The 23,451-nt window shown below is 73.6% G+C and carries 17 protein-coding genes; 8 read left to right on the top strand and 9 right to left on the bottom strand.

Features of this window, described 5'->3' with window-relative positions:
- Positions 1 to 216: 216 nt before the first annotated feature.
- The 3 genes from Scani_RS00405 to Scani_RS00395 form a co-directional block, all read right to left on the bottom strand.
- Positions 217 to 876 (bottom strand): 4'-phosphopantetheinyl transferase family protein, encoded by a 660-nt coding sequence (locus Scani_RS00405; RefSeq protein WP_159468863.1) that lies wholly within the window; start codon positions 874 to 876, stop codon positions 217 to 219.
- Positions 873 to 1,823 carry a metallophosphoesterase family protein gene (locus tag Scani_RS00400; protein WP_159468861.1) on the bottom strand — a complete coding sequence of 317 codons (951 nt, stop codon included), beginning with the start codon at positions 1,821 to 1,823 and terminating at the stop codon, positions 873 to 875. Before Scani_RS00400 ends, Scani_RS00405 begins: the two co-directional genes overlap by 4 nt.
- Positions 1,824 to 1,885: 62 nt before the next feature.
- On the bottom strand, positions 1,886 to 3,493 hold the full coding sequence (locus Scani_RS00395; protein WP_159468859.1) for a PucR family transcriptional regulator: 1,608 nt from the start codon (positions 3,491 to 3,493) through the stop codon (positions 1,886 to 1,888).
- A gap of 216 nt (positions 3,494 to 3,709) precedes the next feature.
- Here Scani_RS00395 and Scani_RS00390 point away from each other — a divergent pair, with 216 nt between their 5' ends.
- Complete coding sequence (locus tag Scani_RS00390; RefSeq protein WP_159469329.1) at positions 3,710 to 4,243, top strand: type 1 glutamine amidotransferase domain-containing protein; 534 nt, start codon at positions 3,710 to 3,712, stop codon at positions 4,241 to 4,243.
- Between the two features lie 17 nt (positions 4,244 to 4,260).
- Here Scani_RS00390 and treZ read toward each other — a convergent pair whose 3' ends face one another.
- Complete coding sequence (gene treZ, locus Scani_RS00385) at positions 4,261 to 6,075, bottom strand: malto-oligosyltrehalose trehalohydrolase (protein ID WP_159468857.1); 1,815 nt, start codon at positions 6,073 to 6,075, stop codon at positions 4,261 to 4,263.
- Positions 6,076 to 6,316: 241 nt separating this feature from the next.
- Between treZ and Scani_RS00380 the strand changes: the two genes are divergently transcribed.
- The gene (locus Scani_RS00380) at positions 6,317 to 6,862 is read left to right on the top strand and encodes an FHA domain-containing protein (protein ID WP_159468855.1); all 546 of its coding nucleotides are present in this window, start codon (positions 6,317 to 6,319) and stop codon (positions 6,860 to 6,862) included.
- Between the two features lie 59 nt (positions 6,863 to 6,921).
- Here Scani_RS00380 and otr(A) read toward each other — a convergent pair whose 3' ends face one another.
- Together otr(A) and lpdA are read right to left on the bottom strand one after the other, a co-directional pair.
- Positions 6,922 to 8,973: a tetracycline resistance ribosomal protection protein Otr(A) gene (otr(A), locus tag Scani_RS00375; protein ID WP_159468853.1), complete on the bottom strand. Its 2,052-nt coding sequence runs from the start codon at positions 8,971 to 8,973 to the stop codon at positions 6,922 to 6,924.
- Between the two features lie 163 nt (positions 8,974 to 9,136).
- Positions 9,137 to 10,573, bottom strand: a complete 1,437-nt coding sequence (lpdA, locus tag Scani_RS00370; protein ID WP_159468851.1) for a dihydrolipoyl dehydrogenase — start codon at positions 10,571 to 10,573, stop codon at positions 9,137 to 9,139.
- 120 nt (positions 10,574 to 10,693) lie between these two features.
- Between lpdA and Scani_RS00365 the strand changes: the two genes are divergently transcribed.
- Positions 10,694 to 11,599 (top strand): LysR family transcriptional regulator, encoded by a 906-nt coding sequence (locus Scani_RS00365; protein ID WP_159468849.1) that lies wholly within the window; start codon positions 10,694 to 10,696, stop codon positions 11,597 to 11,599.
- Between the two features lie 7 nt (positions 11,600 to 11,606).
- Here Scani_RS00365 and treY read toward each other — a convergent pair whose 3' ends face one another.
- Complete coding sequence (gene treY / locus Scani_RS00360; RefSeq protein WP_159468847.1) at positions 11,607 to 14,066, bottom strand: malto-oligosyltrehalose synthase; 2,460 nt, start codon at positions 14,064 to 14,066, stop codon at positions 11,607 to 11,609.
- A gap of 151 nt (positions 14,067 to 14,217) precedes the next feature.
- Here treY and Scani_RS00355 point away from each other — a divergent pair, with 151 nt between their 5' ends.
- A complete protein-coding gene (locus Scani_RS00355) occupies positions 14,218 to 15,573 on the top strand; it encodes an MFS transporter (RefSeq protein ID WP_159468845.1) in 1,356 nt (451 codons plus the stop codon).
- Here the strand turns inward: Scani_RS00355 and glgX are convergent.
- Entirely contained in the window at positions 15,533 to 17,731 is a 2,199-nt protein-coding gene (gene glgX, locus Scani_RS00350; RefSeq protein ID WP_159468843.1) for a glycogen debranching protein GlgX, read from the bottom strand. The two genes, Scani_RS00355 and glgX, sit on opposite strands and share 41 nt — an antisense overlap.
- A gap of 242 nt (positions 17,732 to 17,973) precedes the next feature.
- Between glgX and Scani_RS00345 the strand changes: the two genes are divergently transcribed.
- From Scani_RS00345 to Scani_RS00335, 3 genes are all read left to right on the top strand, one after another.
- The gene (locus tag Scani_RS00345; RefSeq protein WP_159468841.1) at positions 17,974 to 18,780 is read left to right on the top strand and encodes a Tat pathway signal sequence domain protein; all 807 of its coding nucleotides are present in this window, start codon (positions 17,974 to 17,976) and stop codon (positions 18,778 to 18,780) included.
- A gap of 49 nt (positions 18,781 to 18,829) precedes the next feature.
- Complete coding sequence (locus Scani_RS00340) at positions 18,830 to 20,158, top strand: copper amine oxidase (protein WP_159468839.1); 1,329 nt, start codon at positions 18,830 to 18,832, stop codon at positions 20,156 to 20,158.
- A gap of 101 nt (positions 20,159 to 20,259) precedes the next feature.
- Positions 20,260 to 21,507: a DUF5919 domain-containing protein gene (locus Scani_RS00335; protein ID WP_159468837.1), complete on the top strand. Its 1,248-nt coding sequence runs from the start codon at positions 20,260 to 20,262 to the stop codon at positions 21,505 to 21,507.
- A 102-nt stretch (positions 21,508 to 21,609) separates the two neighbouring features.
- On the opposite strand, the gene Scani_RS00330 is transcribed toward Scani_RS00335, so the two are convergent.
- Positions 21,610 to 22,410 carry an SDR family NAD(P)-dependent oxidoreductase gene (locus Scani_RS00330; RefSeq protein WP_159468835.1) on the bottom strand — a complete coding sequence of 267 codons (801 nt, stop codon included), beginning with the start codon at positions 22,408 to 22,410 and terminating at the stop codon, positions 21,610 to 21,612.
- Between the two features lie 222 nt (positions 22,411 to 22,632).
- Between Scani_RS00330 and Scani_RS00325 the strand changes: the two genes are divergently transcribed.
- On the top strand, positions 22,633 to 23,352 hold the full coding sequence (locus Scani_RS00325; protein ID WP_159468833.1) for an exonuclease domain-containing protein: 720 nt from the start codon (positions 22,633 to 22,635) through the stop codon (positions 23,350 to 23,352).
- The last annotated feature ends 99 nt before the right edge of the window (positions 23,353 to 23,451 follow it).

The raw sequence follows: 23,451 nt of genomic DNA, 5'->3' as shown, positions 1-23,451 counted from the left end.
CGCATCCTGCCGAAGAATGTCCGGAAGTTGCTCTCCTGCGAGGTCAACAGCCCTGTTCCTGGGGGATCCCTGCCCGCCTCGACGCAGTTTGTTGATCAACTTTCGGCCACCGTGTGCGATGCCGGCGGAAGGGAGGAGCGGCGCTTCCCGGACGGACCGGCCGAGTGCGCCGCCCCAGAGGGAGCGGAAGCGGAAGCAACCCCGGCCGTACCCCCGTCATCTCCTCACCACAATCCCCGTCACCACCAACCCCGCTTCCACGAGCCACCGGCCGGTGAATTCGGTGAGTTCTTTGCCGTCGATCACCGGTCCGGGGACGAGGAGTTGGGCGGTGAAGGTGGCGTTCGACGGGTCGAGGGTGAGCAGGGCCTCCTCGAAGTCGAGCCAGCGGCGGGCGAGGGGGTACCACGCCTTGTAGACGGACTCCTTCGCGCTGAACACCAGGCGGTCCCAGCAGATTTCGGGCTGCACGGCGGCCAGCCGGCGCAGCTGGGCGCGCTCCTCGGGGAGGGTGATGAGGTCGACCACGCCGGGGTCGTCCACGGGGAGGTGCGGTTCGGCGTCCAGGCCGATCGTCCGGACGTCCGTCGCGCGGGCCACGGCGGCGGCGCGGTAGCCGGCGCAGTGCGTCATGGCGCCGACGATGCCCGGCGGCCACTGCGGCTCCCGGTTCGGGCCGGGGAGCAGGGGTGCGGGGGCGATGCCCAGTTCGGCCAGTGCGGCGCGGGCGCAGCCGCGTACGGTGCCGAACTCGTTCTGCCGCTGGGGGACGGCGGCGGAGACCAGCGCCCACTCCTCGGGGAACATCTCGGAGACCGGGGCGTCGTGGAAGGCCTCGGCGGTCACGACCGGGGCCGGCAGCAGCTTGTCGATCATGCGAGGGTCCCGGTGGTTCCGGCGGCGACGGTGGCCGGTGCGGGCAGGATCCGCACCGGGCGGCCCGGTGCGGCCGAGCGGCGCTGCCACTCCCGCGGGTAGCCGAGCGACACCTCCTGATGGGGTACGCCGTCGCAGATCAGCAGCCGCGGGATGTGGAGGTGGCCGTAGACCACCGTGGCGGCACGGAACCGGCGCGGCCAGTCGGCGGTCGCCTCCGTACCGCACCACAGCGCGAAATCCGGGTACCACAGGGGCCGGGTGGGCTCGCGCACCACCGGCCAGTGGTTGACGAGCACCGTGGGCAGGTCCTCCGGCAGGGCGGCGAGCCTGGCCTCGGTGGCGGCGACCCGCGCCCGGCACCACGCCTCCCGCGTCGGGTACGGGTCGGGGTGCAGGAAGTGCTCGTCGGTGCACACCACCCCGGCCTCCTCGGCACGGGCGAGCGCCTCCTCCTTGGACGACACGCCCGGCTGCCGGAAGGTGTAGTCGTAGAGGAGGAACAGCGGCGCGATGACGGCAGGGCCGCCGGTGCCCTCCCACAGCGGATAGGGGTCCTCGGGGGTGAGGACGCCCAACTCCCGGCAGATCTCCACCAGATGCTCGTAGCGCGCCACGCCGCGCAACTGCACCGGGTCGTGGTCCGGCGTCCACAGCTCGTGATTGCCGGGCACCCACACCACCTTGGCGAACCGGCTGCTGAGCCGGGTGAGCGCCCAGCGGATGTCGGAGACGCATTCGCCGACATCACCGGCGACCAGCAGCCAGTCGTCGTCGGACTCCGGTCTTAAGGCCTCGACGATGTCGCGGTTCTCCCGGTAGCGGACGTGCAGATCGCTGACGGCCACCAGGGTGCCGCGGTGCCCGCCGCCGCGCGGGGAACGGGAAGCGGGTGCGGGGGCGGGGCCGGTGGCGCCGGGCGGGAGGGTGCGGATCTCGTAGGTCACCCCCGCAGTAAAGACGGTGCGGGGGAGAGAGTGAAGGGCGGTCGGGGTGGCGGGGGTCCGCGTCACCGGCCTGGCGGTGGGGGAGCCGGCCGGCCGCCTGACCCGGTGGCGGAGGCGCCGCCGCGGATGCGGGTGGCCAGCCAGAGGTCGAAGCGGTCGTCGGGGTCGTCGAGGCGGCGGCCGGTGAGGTCCATGGCTTTGTCGAGGCGGTTGCGCACGGTGTGCCGGTGGACGCCGAGCCGCCGGCTGGTGGCGTCCCAGGCGCCGCCGGTCTCCAGCCAGGCCGCCAGGGTGGCGATCAGCTCCTCGCCGTGGTCCGCGAGATCGAGCGGGCCGAGCACGGTGTCGGCGTAGCCGTGCAGCGTGGTGCGGTCGCCCAGGTCGAGCAGCAGCCGGCTGGCCTGGCTCTGCCGGGCCTCCGCGGGCTCGCCGGCCGCCCGGCTGACGGCGAGCAGTCCGGCCGCCTGACGCAGCGACACCCGTACCGCTTCGGGGGCGGTGGCCGGGCCGATACCGGCCGGGCAGCGCGGGGCGAAGCGGGCGAGCACCTCGCGGATGTCCAGCTCCTCGCCCACCACCGCCTCGACGACCGCGCCCGGTGCCCCGTCCACGACCCTGACCAGGCCGCCGGGCAGCGCCAGCGCCAGGTCCGCGGCCATCTCCTGCGCGGCGCCGTCCGCGGCGCCCTCCGTCGGCCCGGCCCCGGCCGCCGTACGGCCCCCCGGGGTGCCCGCGGCCTCCACCACGACCCCGCGCACCCGGTCGGCCGTCAGCCCCGCCGAACGCAGCATGTCCCGGGCCCGGTCGGCCGACGGGTCCTCGTCGGCCAGCAGCTCCGAGAGCAGCGCCGAGCGGCGGCGGCGCTCCGGCTCGTCGCGGAGGTGGCGGCGCTCCAGCTCCAGGGAGAGCAGCGAGACCAGACCGGGGACGACCGCACGGGCGGCGTCGTCCGGCCGGCCGGTGAGCAGCAGCAGCCCGCGCAGCCGCCGCGCGCCCAGCGGCTGCACCTCCAGCTGCTGCCCGGCGGCCGTGCTGGACGCGCTGCCGCGCAGTCCGCGCGCGGCCACCCGGTCCAGCAGCTCGTGCGCCTGCGCCGGCAGGGTCCGCTGCTCGGGCTCGCTCGTGGCGAGCAGGCGCCCGAGGGGGTCGAGCACCGCCGCGCCCACCCCCGTGGCGGCCGTCCACTCCGCCAGCATCGGCCGCAGCCCGTCGCCGGTCGCAGCGGCGGTCAGCCGGCGCTGGGTCGCGAACGCCCGGTGCAGCAGCTCGCGCTGTTCGTCGGCCCGGGCGTCGAAGACCGCCTTGGTGACGGCGATGAACGGCACCTCGTCCGGCACCGTCAGCAGCGGCAGACCGGCCTCCTCGGCCGCCCTCACCAGCGGTTCCGGCGCCTCCTGGAACGGCAGCCCCTGCCCCAGCCCGAGCGCCAGGCAGGCCGCCCCGCCCTCGGCCGCGTCCCGCACGTACGCCCGGCAGGCGGCCGGCTCCATCGGCAGCAACAGCCCGATCGTCATGAGGAGTTCGCCGCCCTGCAGCCACTTCCCCGGCGTCGGCAGATCCGAGACCGTCGCCGCTTCGATGGTGCGGGCCAGCTGTCGCGGCGGCACGTCGTAGGTGACCGACAGGCGGAGGTCGGGCCGGGCGAGCAGGTCGGAGATGTGCAGGGGCATGGACACAGTGTCCATCACCTGGACGAGGAGTGGACGATCGGGCGAGCGGAGCGGGTGGTGGCGGGGCCCGTGGGCGGCCGCGGGGGCCCCGTCCGGGCCTGTCCGCGGGGCCGGGTCCTGCGGATGAGTGAAGGCGCTTCGCGCCGTTATGGTCGAGAGGTGTGGGAGCGGGGCTCCTCCTCGCTTCTCGACCCGATGAAGGGACGTGAGCGCAGTATGCAGGCGGCGTTTCTGGTGGCCACGGAGGGTACCGAGCAGGTCGAGCTGACCCGGTCGTGGCAGGCGGTGACCGACGCGAGCGGCGGCCCGACGCTGGTCTCCCCCCGCGCGGGCAAGGTGCAGGCGTTCCACCACCTGGACAAGGCGGACACCTTCCCCGTCGATCTGACGGTGGACGAGGCGACCGCGGCGGACTTCGACGGACTGGTGCTGCCCGGTGGGGTGGCGGGCCCGGACGCCCTGCGCCTGGATGAGCGGGCCGTGGCGTTCGTCAAGTCCTTCTTCGACGCCGGGAAGCCGGTGGCCGCCATCTGCCACGCGCCGTGGACGCTCATCGAGGCCGATGTGGTGCGCGGCCGCACGCTGACCTCCTGGCCGAGTCTGCGCACCGATGTCCGCAACGCGGGCGGCACCTGGGTCGACGAACAGGTCGCGATCTGCACCAGCGGGCCGAACACCCTGATCACCAGTCGGCGGCCGGGCGATCTGGAGGCCTTCTGCGCGGCGTTCGTCTCGGAGTTCTCGCACTGAGCCCCCGGCGGCCGGGGCTACGGCCCGAGCACCACCGCCGACTCCGGGGGGAGCCGCAGCACACCGTCCGCCCCGGGAAGCCGGGCACCGGGCCAGCCCGCCAGCGCCTGCAGCCGGGCCCCGCCGCCCGGAGCATCCCCGTCCGCGCCGGCTCCCTCCGCGCCGTCCCCGGCGACCGGAACGGCGGCCGTGGTGTCCCGCGCGAGATTGACCGCCACCCGTAGCGGGCCGCGCCGCAGCAGGAGCCAGCGGGCCCGCTCGTCGTAGCGGACGGCGGTGTGGCGTGGATCCGGGTCGGTCAGCGGCGGCAGCTCGTGGCGCAGCGCCAGCAGGGTACGGTGCCAGGCCAGCAGTGCGGTGTGCGGCTCCACGGCGGGTTCGCTCCAGTCCAGGACGCAGCGGTCGCGGGTCGCCGGGTCCTGCGGATCCGGCCAGTCGTCGGCGTGCCCGGCCCACTCGTGCGCGGCGAACTCGCGGCGGCGCCCGGCGCGTACCGCCTCCGCCAGCTCCGGATCCGTGTGATCGGTGAAGTACTGCCACGGGGTGGTCGCGCCCCACTCCTCGCCCATGAACAGCATCGGGGTGAACGGCGCGCACAGCACCAGGGCCGCGGCACAGGCGAGCAGCCCCGGGGAGAGCCCGGCCGCGAGCCGGTCGCCGAGGGCCCGGTTGCCGATCTGATCGTGCGTCTGGGCGTAGGCGAGCAGCCGGTACGCGGGCGTCACCCGCAGGTCGAGGGGCGCGCCGTGCGTCCCGCCGCGGAAGCTGGAGTACGTCCCGTCGTGGAAGAAGCCGCCGGTCAGCGTCTTGGCGAGGGCGGCGAGCGGGGCCTCGGCGAAGTCGGCGTAATAGCCCTGGGATTCGCCGGTCAGCGCGGTGTGCAGGGCGTGGTGGAAATCGTCGTTCCACTGGGCGTGCAGTCCCTGCCCGCCGTCCGCCCGCCGTACGGTGGTGCGCGGATCGTTGAGATCCGACTCGGCGACCAGGAACAGCGGACGCCCCAGCTGCCCGGCCAGCGCGTCGACGGCGGCGGACAGTTCGGCCAGGAAGTGCGGGGTGCCGTCGTCGTGCAGGGCGTGGACGGCGTCCAGCCGCAGCCCGTCGAGCCGGTAGTCGCGCAGCCAGGAGAGCGCGCAGTCGAGGAGGTAGCCGCGTACCTCCTCGCTGCCGGGGGCGTCGAGATTGACCGCGGCGCCCCACGGGGTCCGATGGGTGTCGGTGAAGTACGGCCCGAACTCCGGGAGACGGTTGCCGGACGGGCCGAGGTGGTTGTGCACCACATCGAGCACGACCCCCAGCCCGAGGCCGTGCGCCGCGTCCACGAACCGCTTGAGGCCGTCCGGCCCGCCGTACGGTTCGTGCACCGCCCAGGGCGCCACCCCGTCGTAGCCCCACCCGTGGCTGCCGGGGAACGGGCAGACCGGCATCAGGGAGACATGGGTGATGCCCAGGTCGGCGAGGTGGCGCAGCCGCGCGGCGGCGGCGTCGAAGGTGCCCTCGGGGGTGTACGTCCCGATGTGCAGCTCGTAGAGGGCCGCGCCGGGCAGCGGGCGACCGGGCCAGGGGTGCCGCCACCCGAACCGGTCGTGCTCGACGACCGCACCGGGTCCGCCGGGGCCCTCCGGCAGCCGTGCGGCCCGCGGGTCGGGCAGCGCCGGTCCGCCGTCGAGCCGGAAGCCGTACCGGTCCCCGTCCCGGGCCGGTGCCTCGGCACGCCACCAGCCCGCGCGCTCCCCGGCACGCTCCATCGCCACGTCCGGCTCGCCGGCCCGGTCACCCGCCCACTGGAGAGCGACCCGCCCGGCATGCGGCGCCCACACCTCGAACAGCACGGCCGTCCTCCTTCGTTCGGTCCGGTCTCCCACGAAGAAAGCATGCTGCCCGGCCGTCCGACAGACCGGCGTGACGACACGGGCCGAGATCGCGCCATCCCGCCGCGCTCGTACGGCGCGCCGCGCCGCGCCCACCTGCATCGTTCCACCGCGACCGGCCGGTGAGCCGCGCGCCCGCCCGCGGTGTCCCGCGCACCCACCTTGCCTGGACAGCGGCTCGCGGTGGTCGGAGAATCACCGTATGACTTCGCTCGAGTTCCCTGCGCGCCCGACGCGCCCGTCGGACGCCGACCGGGAACGCGCCCTCGACCTGCTGCGCGACGGTGCGGCGCAGGGACGGCTGTCCCAGGACACCTTCCTTCGGCGTCTGGAACTTGTCCTCACCGCTCAGCAGCAGTCCGAACTCGACCTGGTCACGGCCGACTTGGCGACCCGCGGCAAGGTCCAGGGCGTGATGCTGCGCATGGTGGGCCGGGCGTCGGCGTTCCACCTCCGGGTGCGTCGCGCATGGCGCATGGAGCGGCTGCCGAAGCTCCTGCTGCCGGAGCCCGGCCCGCTCCCGCTGCTCATAGGACGGGCGCCCGGCGTGGGCCTGCGCCTCAACCACGAGACGGTCTCCCGCGCCCACGCCGAACTCCGCAGCGTGGACAAGGGATGGCTGCTGCGCGACCTCGGCTCCACCAACGGCACCTGCGTCAACGGCCGCCGCGTGGTGGGCGAGGTGCCGGTCGGCCCCGGCGACCACATCACCTTCGGCCGGGTGGATTACGTCCTGACGGAGCGGTGAGCGGGCGGTCCTGACGGGGCGATGAGCGAGCCGTCCGACGGGGCGATGGGCGGTGGTCCTCATACGGGGCGCCCGCCCCGCGCCCGTGGTGAGGCCCCGTCCGCACCCCGCTCGGCGCCCCTTTCGTCACCCTGCCCGGGACTCCGCTCGGCGTCCCGTTCGGCGTCCCGCACGGGCCGGTCCCCCGACGGGTGGGAGGTCCACACCCCCTCGCCGTGCGTCAGTCCGGGCAACACCCCCTGGAACTTCTGCACATGGCGGGCCGGGAGGCACCCGCTGACCGTCCAGGAGTGCCGCCCGCCGGTGGTCTCGGCGAAGGCCGCGCCCAGTGCCGCGAGGCGGGCGGTCACCGGCGCCAGCGCGGCGAGCGGGACGTCGACTTCGAAGGCGTGGTACGGCTCGTGGACCCGGGTGCCGGCCCGGCGCAGCGCCCGCCGCAGCACGACGGGGGTGACCGCGCGGAAGTCCCCGGCGGTGCTGAGCGGGCCCACGAATCCGGAGCGGGTCAGCACCACCCGGCAGTCCGTCACCGCCAGACCGTGCGGTCCGTGCCGCAGGGTCGCCAGCACGGTCTCCTCGATGGCCTGGTGGAAGCCGTGCGGCAGGGCGCCCAGTTCGGTCTCGTAGGCGAAGACCGGGCCGGAGCCGCGGGCGCCCGGCTCGACCCGGAGGCCGACCGTGGCCCAGGGGCCGGTGTGGCCGCGCCCGGCGATCTCCTCGCAGGCCTCGCCGACCCCGCACGGCCGCTCGACGCACACCACTCGGCTGGGCGCGAACGCCGCCTCGATGCCGTGCTCCTGGCGCAGGGTGGCCGCGACGATCTCCTTCTGCACCTCGCCGTGCAACAGCACCGAGGTCGCGCCGTCCGGCGCGGGACGGGCCTGCAGCAGCGGGTCCTGGTCCGCGAGCGCCAGCAGCGCGGCGCGCAACGCGGCGCCCTGTTCCGGACGGCGGGCCCGGACCAGGGTTTCGAGGGTGGGGGAGGGGAACAGGGCGCTCCCGGCGGGGGCATCGGCGGCCGGGCCGAGACGGTCGCCCGTCCGGATGCCGGACAGCCCGCGGAGCACCCCGATGTGGCCCGCGGTGAGCGGCCCGTCGTCGCCGGGCGGCCGGCCGACGACTTGGAGCGACGTGATCCGTCCGGTCAGGGACCCGTCGGCGCCGTCCACCCCGGGCCGGTGCAGTTCGATCTGCTGTCGTGGCCGCAACTCGCCCTCGTAGAGCCGGATATGGGCGGTCCGTTCGCCGTTCGGCGGCTGGTGGACGGCGAAGACCGTGCCCCGGGGAGCGGTGCCCCCGCCGACCGGTGCCGGCGGGATCAGCCCGGCCATGCCCTCGATGAGCGCGCCGACGCCCTGACCGCCGAGCGCGGAGCCGAAGTACACCGGGTGCAGCGAGCCGTCGGCGGTGCGAGCGGCGAGCGCCGCGTGGAGCCGGTCCGCGGTCGGTCCCTGTCCGCCCGGCTCCGTGCCGCCCTGCCCCGGCTCCTGCCCTCCGGAGACCGGGCCCACCAGCTCGGCGAGGACCGACTCGTCGACCTCGGCCAGCGTTTCGGCGACCCGTGCGCGGACCCGGGGGTCCTCCAGGTCGTACGGCACGGCATCGGCCTGCGCGGTGCCGAGCCCCGTCACGGACGTCATCGGGACGGCGACCGGCGCGAGCAGCCGGCGGATGTCCGCGAGCAGCGCCTCGTCCCGGGCGCCGACCCGGTCGATCTTGTTGATGAACAGCAGGGTGGGCAGCCGCAGCCGCCGCAGCGTCTTCATCAGGACCCGGGTCCTGGCCTGGACGCCCTCCACCGCGGACAGCAGCAGGACGGCGCCGTCGAGCACCCCCAGCGCGCGTTCGACCTCGGCGATGAAGTCGGAGTGCCCGGGGGTGTCGAGCAGGTTGACCTGGGTGCCGCCGACGGTGAAGGAGGCGACGGCGGAGCGGATCGTGATGCCGCGCTGCCGCTCCAGCTCGCCGGTGTCCGTGGCGGTGTCACCGGCATCGACGCTGCCGAGCCGGCCGATGGCACCGGTGTCGAACAGCAGCCGCTCGGTGAGGCTGGTCTTACCCGCGTCGACGTGGGCGAGAATCCCGATGTTCAGGGTGTGCGAAGGAAGCATGGAAGGTGGATTCCTCAAGAACTGTCGTCCGGCCGGGGCGATGAGTAGTTCCGAGGAATCCGCGCATGCTGTGCTCCTGGTTCAGGGAAAACGGGCGTACGGGGTCATGGTTGGCCGGTCGTACGCGGCCCGGCAACCGAATTTTCCGGCCGGGGGAGGGGCCTCAGTGCTGATGCAGCCCTCGGCCCGCCAGCGTCAGAAACGCCTCGCCGACCGCCTCGGACAGCGTCGGATGCGCATGGATGTGCGCGGCGACATCGGCCGGTTCGGCGTCCCAGGCCACGATCAGCTGGCTCTCGGCGATCATCTCCGAGACGTGCGGCCCGACCAGATGGACACCGAGCACCGGGCCGGTGGCCGCGCCGCCGGGCCCGCCCGCCGCGGCGATCACCTTCACCATGCCGCCCCGGCCGTGCACCATGCCCTTGGCGGTGGCGGCCAGCGGCATGGTGTTGACCTCGACCTCCAGGCCGCGGGCGCGCGCCTCGGCCTCGGTCAGGCCGACCGACGCGGTCTGCGGCGAGGAGTACGTCACCCGCGGCACGGTCGCGTAGTCCACGGCACGCGTCGCACGGCCCGCCAGCGCCTCGGCCACCAACAGGCCCTCCGCGAAGGAGGCGTGGGCCAGACCCAGGGACGGCGGCGGCAGCAGATCACCGACCACATGGATGCCCCGCACGGCAGTCTCCAGCCGCGACCGGTCGGCCGGCGCGACGAACCCCCGCTCGTCCGCCGACAGCCCGGCCGCCGCCAGGTCCAGCCCGTCCGTCACCGGGACCCGCCCCACCGCGACCAGCAGCCGCTCGGACTCGACCACCTGCTCCTCGCCCTTCGGGGTGCGCACGGTGGCCCGTACGCCGTCCGGCAGCAGCTCGGTCCCGGTCAGCGTCGAGCCCGTACGGACCGCGATACCGCGTTGCTTCAGCCCGCGCGCCAGCCGGCGGCCGACCTCCTCGTCCTCCAGCGGGAGCAGCCGTTCCGCCGCCTCGACCAGCGTGACCTCGGCCCCCATGGAGCGGTGGAAGGAGGCGTACTCGACGCCGATCGCGCCGCCGCCCAGGACCAGTACGGACGCCGGGAGCCCGGCGGCGAACAGCGCATCGTCGCTGGTCACCACGCGACGGCCGTCGGGCGTCAGCCCCGGCAGCAGGCGCGGCCGGGAGCCGGTGGCAAGGACGATGCCGCGCCGTGCGGTGAACTCCCCGGCGCCCTCGATGTGGACGCCTCGGGGCCCGGTCAGCCGCGCCGCGCCCCGGACGACCTGCACGCCCGCGGTCCGCAAATTCCCCACCACGCCTTGGTGGTTGCGGGCGACGATGGTGTCGCGGGTGGCCACGAGGGCCGGCCAGTCCAGGGAATCGACGGTGGCCTTGACGCCCCACCGCTCGCGGGCCTCCGCGATGCCGTCCACCAGCTCGGCGGCGTGCAGCATGGCCTTGCTGGGGATGCAGCCGCGGTGCAGGCAGGTGCCGCCGACCAGATCGCGTTCGGCCAGCACCACCCGCAGGCCCAGGGACGCGGCGCGCAGTGCGGCGCTGTAGCCGCCCGTGCCGCCGCCGATGACCAGTACGTCCGTCGTGTTCGCTGCTGTCTGACTCATGCGATCAGCCTCCGCCCACCTGCGGTCATGAGTCCAAGGCAATGTTTCTATGGAGTTGATGCAGAGCCTTCATGGAGGGCGGCTGCATGAGGCGGTCCGAGCGCACCGGGAGGGGCGGGCATGAGCCTGCGGCAGATGGAGTACCTCGTCGCGGTCGTCGAGGAGGAGTCCTTCACCCGCGCCGCCGACGCGCTGCATGTCACCCAGTCCGCGCTCTCGCACCAGATCAAGGCGCTGGAACGGGAGATCGGCGGTCCGCTGCTGGAGCGGATGACCCGCGGGGTGCGGCTGACCGCGATGGGCCGGGCCTACTTCCCGCACGCCGAACTCGCCGTCCGCAGCGCCCGGCAGGCCCGCCGCGCCGCGCTCGCGGCGGGCGGCGCGGAGAGCGGCGAACTGCACATCGCGACGGTGCACGCCCTGGCGATCGGGGTCCTCCCGGAGGTCTGCGCGCGATGGGCCCATGCGCATCCGGGCGTGCGCCTGGTGCTCCATGAGTACGCCACCACACAGGAGTTGGCCGAGCAGATGGCCCGCGGCGTCGCCGATATGGCGCTCGGGCCGCGCCCCGAGGACTGGCCGGGGCCGGTCACCGTCGTGGGACGGGAACGGATGGTGCTGGTCGTACCGCACGGCGACCCGCTCGCCGCCCGGGAGTCGGTACGCCTCGCGGAGCTGGCGGACCGCCCGTGGGTGCGCTGCAGCCTGGAACCGGTGGTCGGCGGACGGCGATGGCTGGACCTGGAGTGCGAACGGGCCGGTTTCGCCCCGCGTACCGCCGTCCGCACCCAGCACAGCTCGACCGCGGTACGGATGGCCTCGGCCGGGGTCGGCGTGCTGCTGACGGCGGCCCATGAACTCCGCGGCCTGGACTGCGCGTCCGTGCCCACCGACCCGCCCTGGCACCGCGACATCACCGTCTTCTCACGGGTCGCACCGGTCGGCGCGGCGGCGGAGTTCACCGAGCTGCTGCGCACGGCGGGGAAGGCGACACGGGACGCTCCGCCGGTCCCCTCGGGTGAGTGACGCCCCCTCACCCCGCCACGAACAGCGCCACCGGTGAGACCGCCAGCAGTTCGCTCAGGCCCACCGCCGCGTCGCCCGGCAGTTCGCGGCCGGTCAGCAGCTCGTGCCAGGGGCCGCCGGACGGCAGCCGCAGCAGGGTGTCCCACCAGCCGCCGGTCTCCACGAGGCGCAGCGAGAGACGGGTCGCCACCGTCAGCACCCGGCCGCTGCGGCAGAACGCCACACAGTGCTCGGCCGCCGGGCCCTCCGCGTACACCGGCTCGTACGTGGCCGCGGCACCGAACCACTCGGGACGGTCGCGCCGCAGACGCAGTGCCGTGGCGGTCAGCCGGAGCTTTTCGGCGGAGAGGCCGCGCGGCGCGCCGCCGCCGTCCAGCTCGGCGAGCAGCTCCGGACGGAACCGGGCCGGCCCCCTGTTGTCCGGGTCGACCAGCGCGGCATAGGTGTGTTCGGTGCCCTGGTAGAGGTCGGGGACGCCCGGCATGGTGAGGTGCAGCAGCGCCGCGCCCAGGACGTTGGCGCGGATGAAGGGGGCGAGTTCGTCGTCCAGCGCCACGAGCGGTGCGGCCGTGGGACCGCACGGCCCCTTGCGGACGAACTCCGCGACGGCCTCCTCGTAGCCCGCTTTCCGCTCCGTCCACGAGGTGCGCAGCCCGGCCTCCCGTACGGCCTTGAGGACGGCGGGCGTCACCCGCTCCGCCGCGGCCGTGTCGCCGGGCGCGCCCAGGCCGAACACGGTCTGCCAGGCCAGCCACGACACCATCGGGTCCGCCGGACCGGCGCCGCCCACCCCAGGCGGGCCGAGGTCGCACACCGCCCCCTCGGCCATCGCGCCCAGGGCGTCCCGCCAGCGGTCCGGGCACTCCGACAGCACCGCGATCCGGGCCCGCACATCGGCGCTGCGCTTGGTGTCGTGCGTGGAGAGCACCGTTCCGGCCGTCGGCCGGTCCCGCTGCATGCGTGCGCAGTACGCATGGAACGCCTCCGGGGGAAGCGCCGGATCGCCGGGGGCGCCGCCGACCTCACAGGCCGACAGCAGCACCGGATAGCGGTAGAAGGCGGTGTCCTCCACGGATTTGGCGTGCAGTGCGGAGGCGGTCTGGGCGAACCGCGCGGCGAAGTCGGCGCAGTCCGCGCCCTCGTCCTCCGGGCCGTCCGCCAGCCGTCCGAGCGCCAGATCGTGGATCAGATCCACCGCCCGCGCCTCCTCGGGCACCCGGAAGGCGGTGCGGGCTCCCGCCGCTGCCGTGCCCAGCATCGCCGCGTCCTGCTCGGCCTGTCCCGCGTCCGCGGCGTACGGGCGGTAGACCGGCAGCCGCACCATCAGCTCGCGGAGGGCATGACGCAGCGCCCACGGCGCATGGTCGCCCGGTGCCGGGACCCGTGCGCTGATCCGGGCCGCGGTCCGCACCAGCCGCTCGACCTCCGCGGCCAGGTCGTGCGTGATGACCTCGTACGCGGCCCGGCGCACCGTCTCCTCCCAGTCGCCGCCCTCGTCGGCCAGCGGGGTGGTGAAGTCCCGGTAGTGGGAGAACAGCCGTCCGGCGCCCTGCGGGCAGACGAACAGACCGTCGAGGTGCCGCAGGGCGTCATAGCCCGTGGTGCCCGCGCAGGCCCAGCTCGCCGGGAGCCGCTCGTCACCGGTGAGGATCTTCTCGACCACCGTCCAGCGGCCGCCGGTCCCCTCGTGCAGGCGGGCCAGATAGCCGCCGGGGTCCACCAGACCGTCCGGGTGGTCGATGCGCAGTCCGTCGATGACGCCCTCGCGGACCAGTCGCAGCACCGTGCCATGGGTCGCCTCGAAGACCTCGGGGTCCTCGGCACGGACCGCGATCAGCTCCGAAATGGTGAAGAAGCGGCGGTAGTTGAGCTCGCTGCGGGCCAGCCGCCACCAGGCGAGGCGGTACCACTGGGCCTCCAGGAGGCGCATCAGCGGCAGCTCCTCCGTACCGGGACGCAGCGGGAAGGCCTGCTCCTGATAGCGCAGCACCCCGCCCTCCACGCGGAAGTGCCGCGCCTCGTCGCCGAGCCGGCCGCCGAGCACCGGCAGCAGCAGCCTGCCGCCGTGTCCCGCGTCCCAGTCGATGTCGAACCACCGCGCGTACGGGGACGCCGGGCCGTCGCGCAGCACCTGCCACAGCGGCCCGTTCAGCGACACCGGCGCGGGCACGGCCATATGGTTCGGCACGAGGTCGACGACCAGCCCGAGGCCGTGCGAGCGGGCCGTCGCCGCCAGCGCCCGCAGCCCCGGCTCGCCGCCCAGCTCGGCCCGTACCGCCGTGTGGTCGACCACGTCATAGCCGTGGGCGGACCCCGGCACCGCCTCCAGCACCGGCGAGAGGTGCAGATGGGAGACGCCCAGCGCGGCCAGATGGGGGACGGCCCGCTCGGCGGCGGCGAACGGGAAGTCCGGCTGGAGCTGCAGCCGGTAGGTGGCGGTCGGCGACGTACTCGGTGGCTGCGTCATGGGAACACCCGTACCCCGCTGAGGGCCCGTTGTGTCCTCCCGGCCCGGCATTGGTGTCGTCCGTTCCTCCAAGAGGGCGGGCGCACCGGCCGTGGATCTTCGTACGTCCGGTGCGTGGGGTGCGCGGACCCGGCGCGGATAGCGTCTGGCGATGACCGCTGCCACGGCCGCCTACCGCCGGGTGCTCGCGCTGAGCGGGCCGCTGCTGCCCGTCGTCTCCTTCCTCGGCAGGCTCCCCACGGCCATGTGCCAGCTCGGCAGTCTGCTGCTGGTGGCGCGGACGAGCGGCTCGCTGGCCACCGCGGGTCTGGTGGGGGGCGCGCTGGCGGCGGGCCAGACGGTGGGCGGGCCACTGCTCGGCCGCCTCGCCGACCGGCTCGGACAGCGGACGGTGGTGCTGACCGCCTGCTGGTTCGATGCGCTTGCCGTGGCGGCGCTGGTGGCCGCCGCCCTCGCCCGTGCCGGGACGCCGACGCTGGCCCTGGCCGGACTTCTCGCCGGAGCCGGCGTACCGCAGATCGGTCCGCTGGCCCGCACCCGGCTCGTGGCGCTCGCCCGTCGCGCACGGGCGGACGACCGCCTGATCAACACCGCGCTGTCCTTCGAAGGCACCCTGGACGAGATGTCGTTCGTGCTCGGCCCGGCGCTGGTGGGGCTGTCCGCCACGGTGGCCCACCCGGCCGTGGCGCTCTCCCTGGCCGCGCTGCTGCTGGCGGTCTGCGGCTCGGCCTTCGCGCTGCATCCCACGGCCGCGGTGCTGCATCCGTCCGTCGCGGCGCCGCATCCGCCCGGCCCGGCCACCGCGCCGCCCACGAGCGGCGCGCCGCGGACCACCGGCCCTGCGGGCGGGCCGGCCGCACCCGCGACGGACGGCCACCGCGACCGGGTACGCGGCGCCCGCCCGGCCCGCGCCCGGATGCCCCGGGCGGTGCACGGCCTGCGCGCCTCGATGGCGCTGCAGGGCGCCCTCTTCGGCGCCTGCCAGGCCGGCATCACCGCGCTCACCGAACGCCTCCACCAGCCCGCCCAGGCCGGACTCGTCTACGCCGCGATGGGGGTGATGAGCGCGGTCGCCGGAGTGCTGCTGGCGCTGGTCCCCGCCCGGATCACGCTGCCGGTACGGTGGCGGGCGGCCGCCGCCGGGCTGATCGTGCTGTCCGTGCCGCTGTTGTTCGTACGGTCCCTGGGGGCGCTCTATCTGGCCGTCGTGGTGCTCGGAGTGGCCTTCGCCCCGCATCTGATCACGGTCTTCGGCCTCACCGAACGGCTGGTGCCGGCCGGCCGGCTGGCCGAATCGATGGCGTTCCTCACCAGCGCGGTGGTCGGCGGCCAGGCGCTGTCCCTGGCCGTCTCCGGCCGGCTCGCCGAGGCCCATGGCCCCTCGGCCGCCTTCGCCGTCGCCGTCGGGGCCGCCGTCCTGGTCCTCGCCGTCGCCCTCGGCTCCCCGGCCCGGCGGCCCGCCCTCCCTACGCCGGCCGCTGCAGCACCAGCAGGCTCCGGCCGATGAGCGTCAGCCGGTCGCCGGCCTTGACCTTGGCACCGCCGCCGTCCGCCACCGCCTGCGGCCGGTCGGTGTCCACGATGATCTGCCACTGCCGGCCGAGATGCGCCGGAACGATGAACTCCTTCTCCTGGTCGTGGGCGTTGAACATCAGCAGGAACGAGTCGTCGGTGATCGTTTCGCCCCGGGGGCCCGGTTCGGAGATCGAGCTGCCGTTGAGGAACACCGCCAGCGACTTGGCATGCACCGACTGCCAGTCGCGCGGCCCCATCTCCTCGCCGCCCGCCGTGAACCACGCGATGTCGGACAGCTCGTCATGGGTGCCCTCCATCGGGTGCCCCTGGAAGAACCGCCGGCGCCGGAACACCGGATGGTCGCGCCGCAGCCACACCATCTGACGCACGAACGCCAGCAGTGCCAACCGCTCCTCGTCCCCCTCCGACGCCTCGTCCGCCTCGTCGGTCCCGTCCGTGGCAGCGGGCCCGTCCGCCGTGCCGGCGCTCCCGCCCGGTGCCCGCTCCGGCCAGTACACCCACGACAGCTCGTTGTCCTGGCAGTACGCGTTGTTGTTGCCGTCCTGGCTGCGCCCGAACTCGTCGCCGTGGCTGAGCATCGGCACGCCCTGCGACAGCATCAGCGTGGCGAGGAAGTTGCGCATCTGCCGCGCCCGCAGCCTGCGCACCCCGGGATCGTCGGTCGGCCCCTCGGCCCCGCAGTTCCAGGACCGGTTGAAGCGCTCGCCGTCCCGGTTGTCCTCGCCGTTGGCCTCGTTGCGCTTCTCGTTGTACGCGACCAGATCGTGCAGCGTGAAGCCGTCGTGGCAGGTCACGAAGTTCACCGAGGCCAGCGGCCGCCGTCCGTCCTCCTGGTAGAGGTCCGACGAGCCCGTCAGCCGCGATCCGAACTCGGCCAGGGTGCGCGGTTCGCCCCGCCACAGATCCCGCACGGTGTCCCGGTACTTGCCGTTCCACTCGGTCCACAGCGGCGGGAAGTTCCCCACCTGATAGCCGCCCTCGCCGACGTCCCACGGCTCGGCGATCAGCTTCACCTGGCTGACGACCGGGTCCTGGTGCACCAGGTCGAAGAACGACGACAGCCGGTCCACCTCGTGGAACTGCCGGGCCAGCGTCGCCGCCAGATCGAAGCGGAAGCCGTCCACCCGCATCTCCTGCACCCAGTAGCGCAGCGAGTCCATCACCAGCTGCAGCACGTGCGGGCTGCGCATCAGCAGCGAATTCCCGGTGCCCGTGGTGTCCATGTAGTACTGCCTGTCGTCCGAGAGGCGGTAGTACGAGGCGTTGTCCAGCCCCCGGAACGACAGCGTCGGGCCCAGATGGCTGCCCTCGGCGGTGTGGTTGTAGACGACATCGAGGATCACCTCGATACCGGCCTGGTGCAGCGCCCGCACCGCCGTCTTGAACTCCAGCACCTGCTGCCCGCGGTCGCCCCAGGAGGCGTAGGTGTTGTGCGGGGCGAAGAACCCGATGGTGTTGTAGCCCCAGTAGTTCGTCAGCCCCGCGTCCACCAGCCGGTGGTCCTGGACGAACTGATGCACCGGCATCAGCTCCAGCGCGGTCACCCCGAGCTTGGTCAGATGGTCGATGATCGCCGGATGCGCCAGCGCCGCATAGGTGCCGCGCAGCTCCTCGGGGAGCTCCGGGTGGCGCATCGTCAGGCCCTTGACGTGGGCCTCGTAGAGCACCGTCTCGTGATAGGCGGTGCGCGGCGGACGGTCGTCGCCCCAGTCGAAGTACGGGTTGACCACGACCGACGCCATGGTGTGCGGCGCCGAGTCCAGGTCGTTGCGGACCTCGGGGCGCCCGAAGTGGTAGCCGTAGACGGCCTCGTCCCAGTCGATCCGGCCGCTCATGGCCCGTGCGTACGGATCGAGCAGCAGCTTCGCCGAGTTGCAGCGCTGCCCCCGTTCCGGTTCGTAGGGACCGTGCGCCCGGAAGCCGTAGCGCTGCCCCGGCATCACCCCCGGGAGATACGCGTGCCGCACATTGGCGTCGCTCTCCCGCAGCTCGACGGCGGTCTCCGATCCGTCGTCGTGCAGTAGACACAGTTCGATGCGCTTCGCGGCTTCGGAGAACACCGCGAAGTTGGTGCCCGCCCCGTCATAGGTGGCACCCAGCGGATACATCTGTCCCGGCCAGACCTGCATGGGTAGACTCTTCCACTTTCTTCTCGGGCGCTGCGGCGACTCCACGAGACACATCCGCGGAACGAATCGAAATACTTCCCCAACTTTTCGCAACTTCTCGCACACAGAGGGCTTTTCGCGGGAACTCCGCTCATTCGTGGGCAACCTGTCGCGTTGTCATGTCGTCCTACTGGTCGTCCTACTGGAGGACGGACAGGGGGATCCGACATGTGTGTCACGAGACGTGACAGCAGGGGGGAACCGTGCGCCACCTGATGCACCGCCACCTCGGCAAGGTCCTCGCGGGCGCCGCCCTCGCGCTGACGGGCACCGCCGTCATGACCGCGATCACCCTGCCCGCCGGCGCGGGCGCCGCCGAGGGGACGAGCGGCCGGAGCCGGACCGGCGTGGCCGCGCCCGGACACGACCCGGGGCCACCGCCGCCCGGCGTCGTCGAGGCGGCCCGCCCGCAGGGGGAGCGCGGCCGGGGGCGGGACCCGCTCACCGACGACGAACTCCGGCGCGCCCAGGACCTGGCGCTGCCGCCCGCCCGGCGCGGCGCGGCCGCCGACGTCACCGGGCGGCCCGGGCCCGAACGCCTCACCACCGACCTGGCCGAACTCGCCCCCTCGGAGGCCGGGCTCGCCGATCCGCCGCGCCGGGCGCTGGTCTCCTTCTACGACTACAAGAGCGACAGCTACCTCACCAAGACCGTCAACCTCACGACCTCGAAGGTCGAGTCGACGGACACCCAGCACGGCGTCCAGCCGCCGCCCGCCCACGCCGAGGCCGTCGAGGCGGCCCGGCTGCTGATCGCCGCGCCGCTGGGCTCCGGGCTGCGCGAGGACTACCGCGAGGCCACCGGACGCGACCTCACCGGGCCCGATCCGCTCTCCGTCACCGGCTTCGTCTACCGCGGCCGCGCGGAAGGAGCGGCGCCGGGCGCCCTGGGCGACTGCGGGGAACACCGCTGCATCCGCCTCTTCACCAAGGTGAAGAACGGCCCGTGGATCGACACCCGCCGTTTCGTGATCGACCTCAGTGCCCGCACCGTCGCCCGTCTCGGCTGACCGCCCACGGACCGCCGACCCCCACCACTCCTTCTCCAGGAGCCCTTGCATGCCCGAAAGAAGTCCCGCCGGAACCCGCCGCCCGCGCCGCCGCGTCGCGACCCTCGCCGCCATCCCGCTGCTGCTCACGGCGACCGCCCTGCTGACCGGCCCGTCGGCCCAGGCAGCCCCGGAAGCCCCCGCCGCACCCGCCCCGGCCCCCCGGTGCAGCGCCGCCTACCGCATCACCCAGACGCTCGACGGCGGCACCGTCTGGCGGATGTGCTGGCACTACGAGGGCAATGCCGGCCTCGTCCTGGACGACGTCTCCTACCAGCCCAAGGGCGAACGCGCCCCGATCAAGGTGCTCACCACCGCCAAACTCGCCCAGATCCACGTCCCCTACGACGACGGAGGGAACGAGTACGACGACCTCACCGGCCAGGGCTTCGCCCAGGGCCTGATGAAGCTCGACCCCGCCGAATGCCCCGGCGGCACCATCAAGACCGTCCGGGTCCCCGGCGCCTATGACCCCGCGCATCCCGACGTCAGCGGCCTGTGCGCCACCACCCGCGCCCGCGGCCACGCCTACCGGATGGGCCCCTACCCCGGCGAGAACGCCAAGACCTACCAGCTCCAGGGCAAGGACCTGCTGGTCTACACCGTCAACAAGGTCGGCTGGTACGAGTACATCAGCGAGTGGCGGTTCTCCGGCGACGGCACCATGACCCTGCAGGTCGGCGCCACCGGCACCGTCTCACCCGGCGACTTCGACGCCGGCGACGGCCGTGGCGCGCCCCTCGGCAAGGGCGCCAAGGACTACGCCACCAGCCACAGCCACAACGTCTTCTGGCGACTGAACTTCGGCCTGGACGGCGCCGCCAACAAGGTCGAGCAGTTCGACTCCGCCACCACTATCCGGTCCGGCGGCCGCACTCCCACCATCCGCACCACGCGTACCCCCGTCACCAAGGAGCTGGCCGGGGACTCCGGCGCGCTGCGCTGGTGGCGGGTGGTGAGCACCACCGGCAAGAACCAGGACGGTCACCCGCGCTCGTACGAGATCGTCCCGGGCCACACCAGCAAGTACACCGGGCGCAGTTACACCCGGCACGACGTCTACTTCACCGAGTACAACAAGTGTGAACAGTTCGCCAGCAACAACCTGGCCAACTGTGGCGCCCACGCCGGCAAGAGCGTCGACACCTGGGTCAACGGCCAGCCGCTCAAACACCCCATCGCGTGGGTCAACATCGGGTTCCATCACATCGCCAGGGACGAGGACCAGGAGCCCATGCCTGTTCACTGGCAGGGCTTCCAGCTGGTTCCCCGTGACGTCACCGCTATGAATCCGCTCACTCCACCCGCGCTGTCCGGGCACAACGGGCACTATGGGTAAGGGGAGTTGGTAACCGACTCGATCCATCCTGCTGCACCGCCTCCCGCACCGCAGTAGTCTGCCTTGATCGTTGGCACGGGGGTTCGGGAAGGCGGTGGCAGGTGAGCGGCGGGCTGGAGTTGCCCCCTGGTGACGAGAGTCATGAGGGCCATGAGGGCGGCTCCGTCGACGCACCGCCCGGCGCGGTGTCCCTGGCACGCCCGCTGGAGATCGGGGCGGAGCTGGACTGGGGCGCCGACGCCTGGAGCGAGGTGCGCACCCGGGCCCGGCGGGCCGGTCGCGCCTACATCTGGCTGAATCTCGTCGAGCAACGGCTGCGGGCCGTCGTCGCGGCCGTCCTGCGGCCCATCTACGAGCCGGTGCACGGCGACGAATGGGTCATCGCCGCGGCCGGGCCCGCCGGCCAGGAGTGGGTCCAGCGCGCCGTCGCCGTCCGCGAGGTCAGCCGCCGGAAGGGCTACCTCCTCGACCCCGCCGACGACAACATCGTCAGCTTCCTGACGCTGCCGCAACTCCGCGAACTGATGGTCCAGCACTGGCCCTGCTTCGAGCCGTACTTCGACGACCGGCGCGAGGTCGAGCTGGCGCTCGACGAACTCGAGGTCGCCCGCAACATCGTCTCCCGCAACCGCGCCCTGTCCGAGACGGTGCTCGCCCAGGCCGAGCGGGCCTCCGCCCGCCTCCTGGACATCCTCGGCTCCGGCGTCGGCACCCGTATCTCCGGGCGGCTGCCCATCGACGCGGTGGAGGACCTCGTCGGCGACCGCTACGCCGACGTCATCGGGGTGCACTCCGACCGGGTGCGGCTGCAGCGCCAGCTCCCGGCCGAGGACCTCTTCGGCGACGCCCGCCGGCTCGACGCCGTCGGCATAGGGCTCAACCTCCTGGTCCAGAACTACTCGGGCCGCCGGCTGGTCCGGCTCGCCGAGTCCGGCTGCCGCGTCCGTCTGCTCTTCCTCAACCCGGCCAGCAGCGCGGTCCGCCGCCGGGAGCGCGAAATCGGCCTGAAGAAGGGCGAGATGAGCCGCTCCATCGAGATGAACATCCTCCATATGCGGCGGGTGCGGGCCCGGCTGCGCGACCCCGGTGCCTTCGAGATCCAGGTCTTCGACGAGACCCCCCGCTTCACCGCCTACCTCGTCGACGGGGACGGCCCCGACGGCGTGGCCGTCGTCCAGCCCTACCTCCGCAAGAGCCGCGGCATGGAGTCCCCCGTCCTCGTGCTGCGCGGCGGCGGCCGGGAGGTCGTGCGCCAGGACGCCCGGGAGCGGGACGGCGACCACGGCCTCTTCGAGACCTACCGGGAGGAATTCGAGAGCATGTGGGCGGATTCGCGGCCGGTTTCCTGACGGGCTGCCGGGCGGCGGGCATCCGGCGACGCCTGCGGGCCGGCTTACGGCCACGCCTGCGGACCGGCTTGCGGCCACGCCTTACGGGGCCTGGTGAGCCGCTCAGGGGGTCCCCGTGATCCCTCCGTCGACCCGCAGCTCGATTCCGTTCACGTAGTCGGCCAGCGGGCTCGCAAGGTAGGTGACGGCGGCGGCGATGTCCTCCGGGCGTCCGAGCCGTCCGCTCGGGTTGGGCGCATACTCCGCGACGATCTCCGCCTCGTCCGGTCCGCCGCCCTCCGCGTCCGCCCCGGGGTCCGCGGCCGCCCGCTGTTCGAACATCCGGGACATGGAGGGGGTGACGATCACCCCCGGGCTCACACAGTTCGCGGTGACGCCGGTCCCGGCGAGGTGCCGGGCCAGGCTGGTGGTCATGTTCACCACGGCGGCCTTGGCGGCGGAGTACGCCGCCATGTTGGGCAGCGGTGTGCGCACCGCCCGGCTGCCGATGGTGATCACCCGGCCCCAGCCGTGCGCACGCAGCGACGGCAGCAGTGTCTGACTGACCCGCACCGTGGGCAGCACGTTTCCCTCGAAGGCGGCCCGCCAGTCGGCCGGTCCCGAGTTCTCCCAGTCCTGCTCGGCGAACGGACCGGCGTTGTTGACGAGGATGCGGGCCCCGAAGTCGCGGGCGGTGAGCGCGACCTGCTCGGCGACGCCGGCTTCCGTCAGATCGCCGAGCACCACTTCGGCCCGGACGCCGCGGGCCGCGACCTGCTCGGCGACGACCGCGGCGGCCCCCGCGTCCCGCCCGTGGACGAGGACCTCGCAGCCCTCCTCCGCCAGCATCTGGGCGATCGTCGCCCCGATCCCCGAACTGCTGCCCGTTACCAGGGCACCGTGTCCCGCCAGCCGTAGGTCCATGGCGGCCAGCCTAGGGCTGTCTGCAAAGTCCCGCCTGCCTTGCGGTGCCTGCGGACGCCCCTGGCTGCCCGGTCGCGACAGGCGGCCGGTCGATTGTCAGTGGTGCGTGGGAGAGTGGGCGAGCAACGGGGGAAGTACCACCGAAGGAGGCCGCATGAGCGAGCGAACGAGGGAAGGGCGCGCGCCGAGCGAGTGCGAGGCGGGGCGCAGCGAGGTTTCGGCATGAGCTGGCATCAGGAGCTGTTGGTCAGCTTCGACCTGGAGACCACGGGCACCGACGTCGAGCAGGACCGCATCGTCACCGCCGCGCTGATCCGGTTGGAGGGGGACGGCCGCGCGGTCGCGCAGCAGAACTGGCTGCTCGACCCGGGGGTGCCGATTCCCGAGGAAGCGGCGGCCATTCACGGCATTTCGACCGCATATGTCCAAGAACACGGCCGCCCGCCGGCGACCGCGATAGAGGAAATCACCGAGGCGCTGGCCGAGGCCCTGCGCGCGGACATCCCGCTGGTGGTGATGAACGCCCGCTACGACCTCTCCCTCCTGGACCGCGAGTGCCGGCGCCACGGCCTGCGGACACTGACCGAACGCCTCGGCCATGCACCCGCCCCGGTCATCGACCCCCTCGTCCTGGACAAGCACGTGGACCGCTACCGCAAGGGGAAGCGCGCACTGCAGGCGCTCTGCGGTCACTACGGCGTCCGGCTGGACGGCGCGCACGAGGCGGGTGCCGACGCCGCGGCCGCGGCCGGGGTGGCCCGGCGCATCGGGGAGACGTTCCCGGCCGTCGCGATCCCCTCACCCCGTGCGCTGCACGACCTCCAGGAGCAGGCGGCCGCCGAACAGGCCGCCTCGTTCCAGGCGTATCTGCGGCGCTCCGGCGACCCACAGGCGATAGTCGAGCCGGCCTGGCCCCTGATCCCGTACCAGGCCAGGGCCTGAGCGAGCGGTAGGGCGGCGCCGTCATGGCCGTGACGGGTGCCGGGCCGTGTGAACCTCCCTCAGGACAGGGCCGTTCTCCACGCTCCGGAAGCGCGTCCC

This window comes from Streptomyces caniferus (assembly GCF_009811555.1).
In the GTDB taxonomy this organism is placed as follows: Bacteria; Actinomycetota; Actinomycetes; order Streptomycetales; family Streptomycetaceae; genus Streptomyces; species Streptomyces caniferus.
This window is presented reverse-complemented; position numbering and strand designations above follow the sequence as displayed.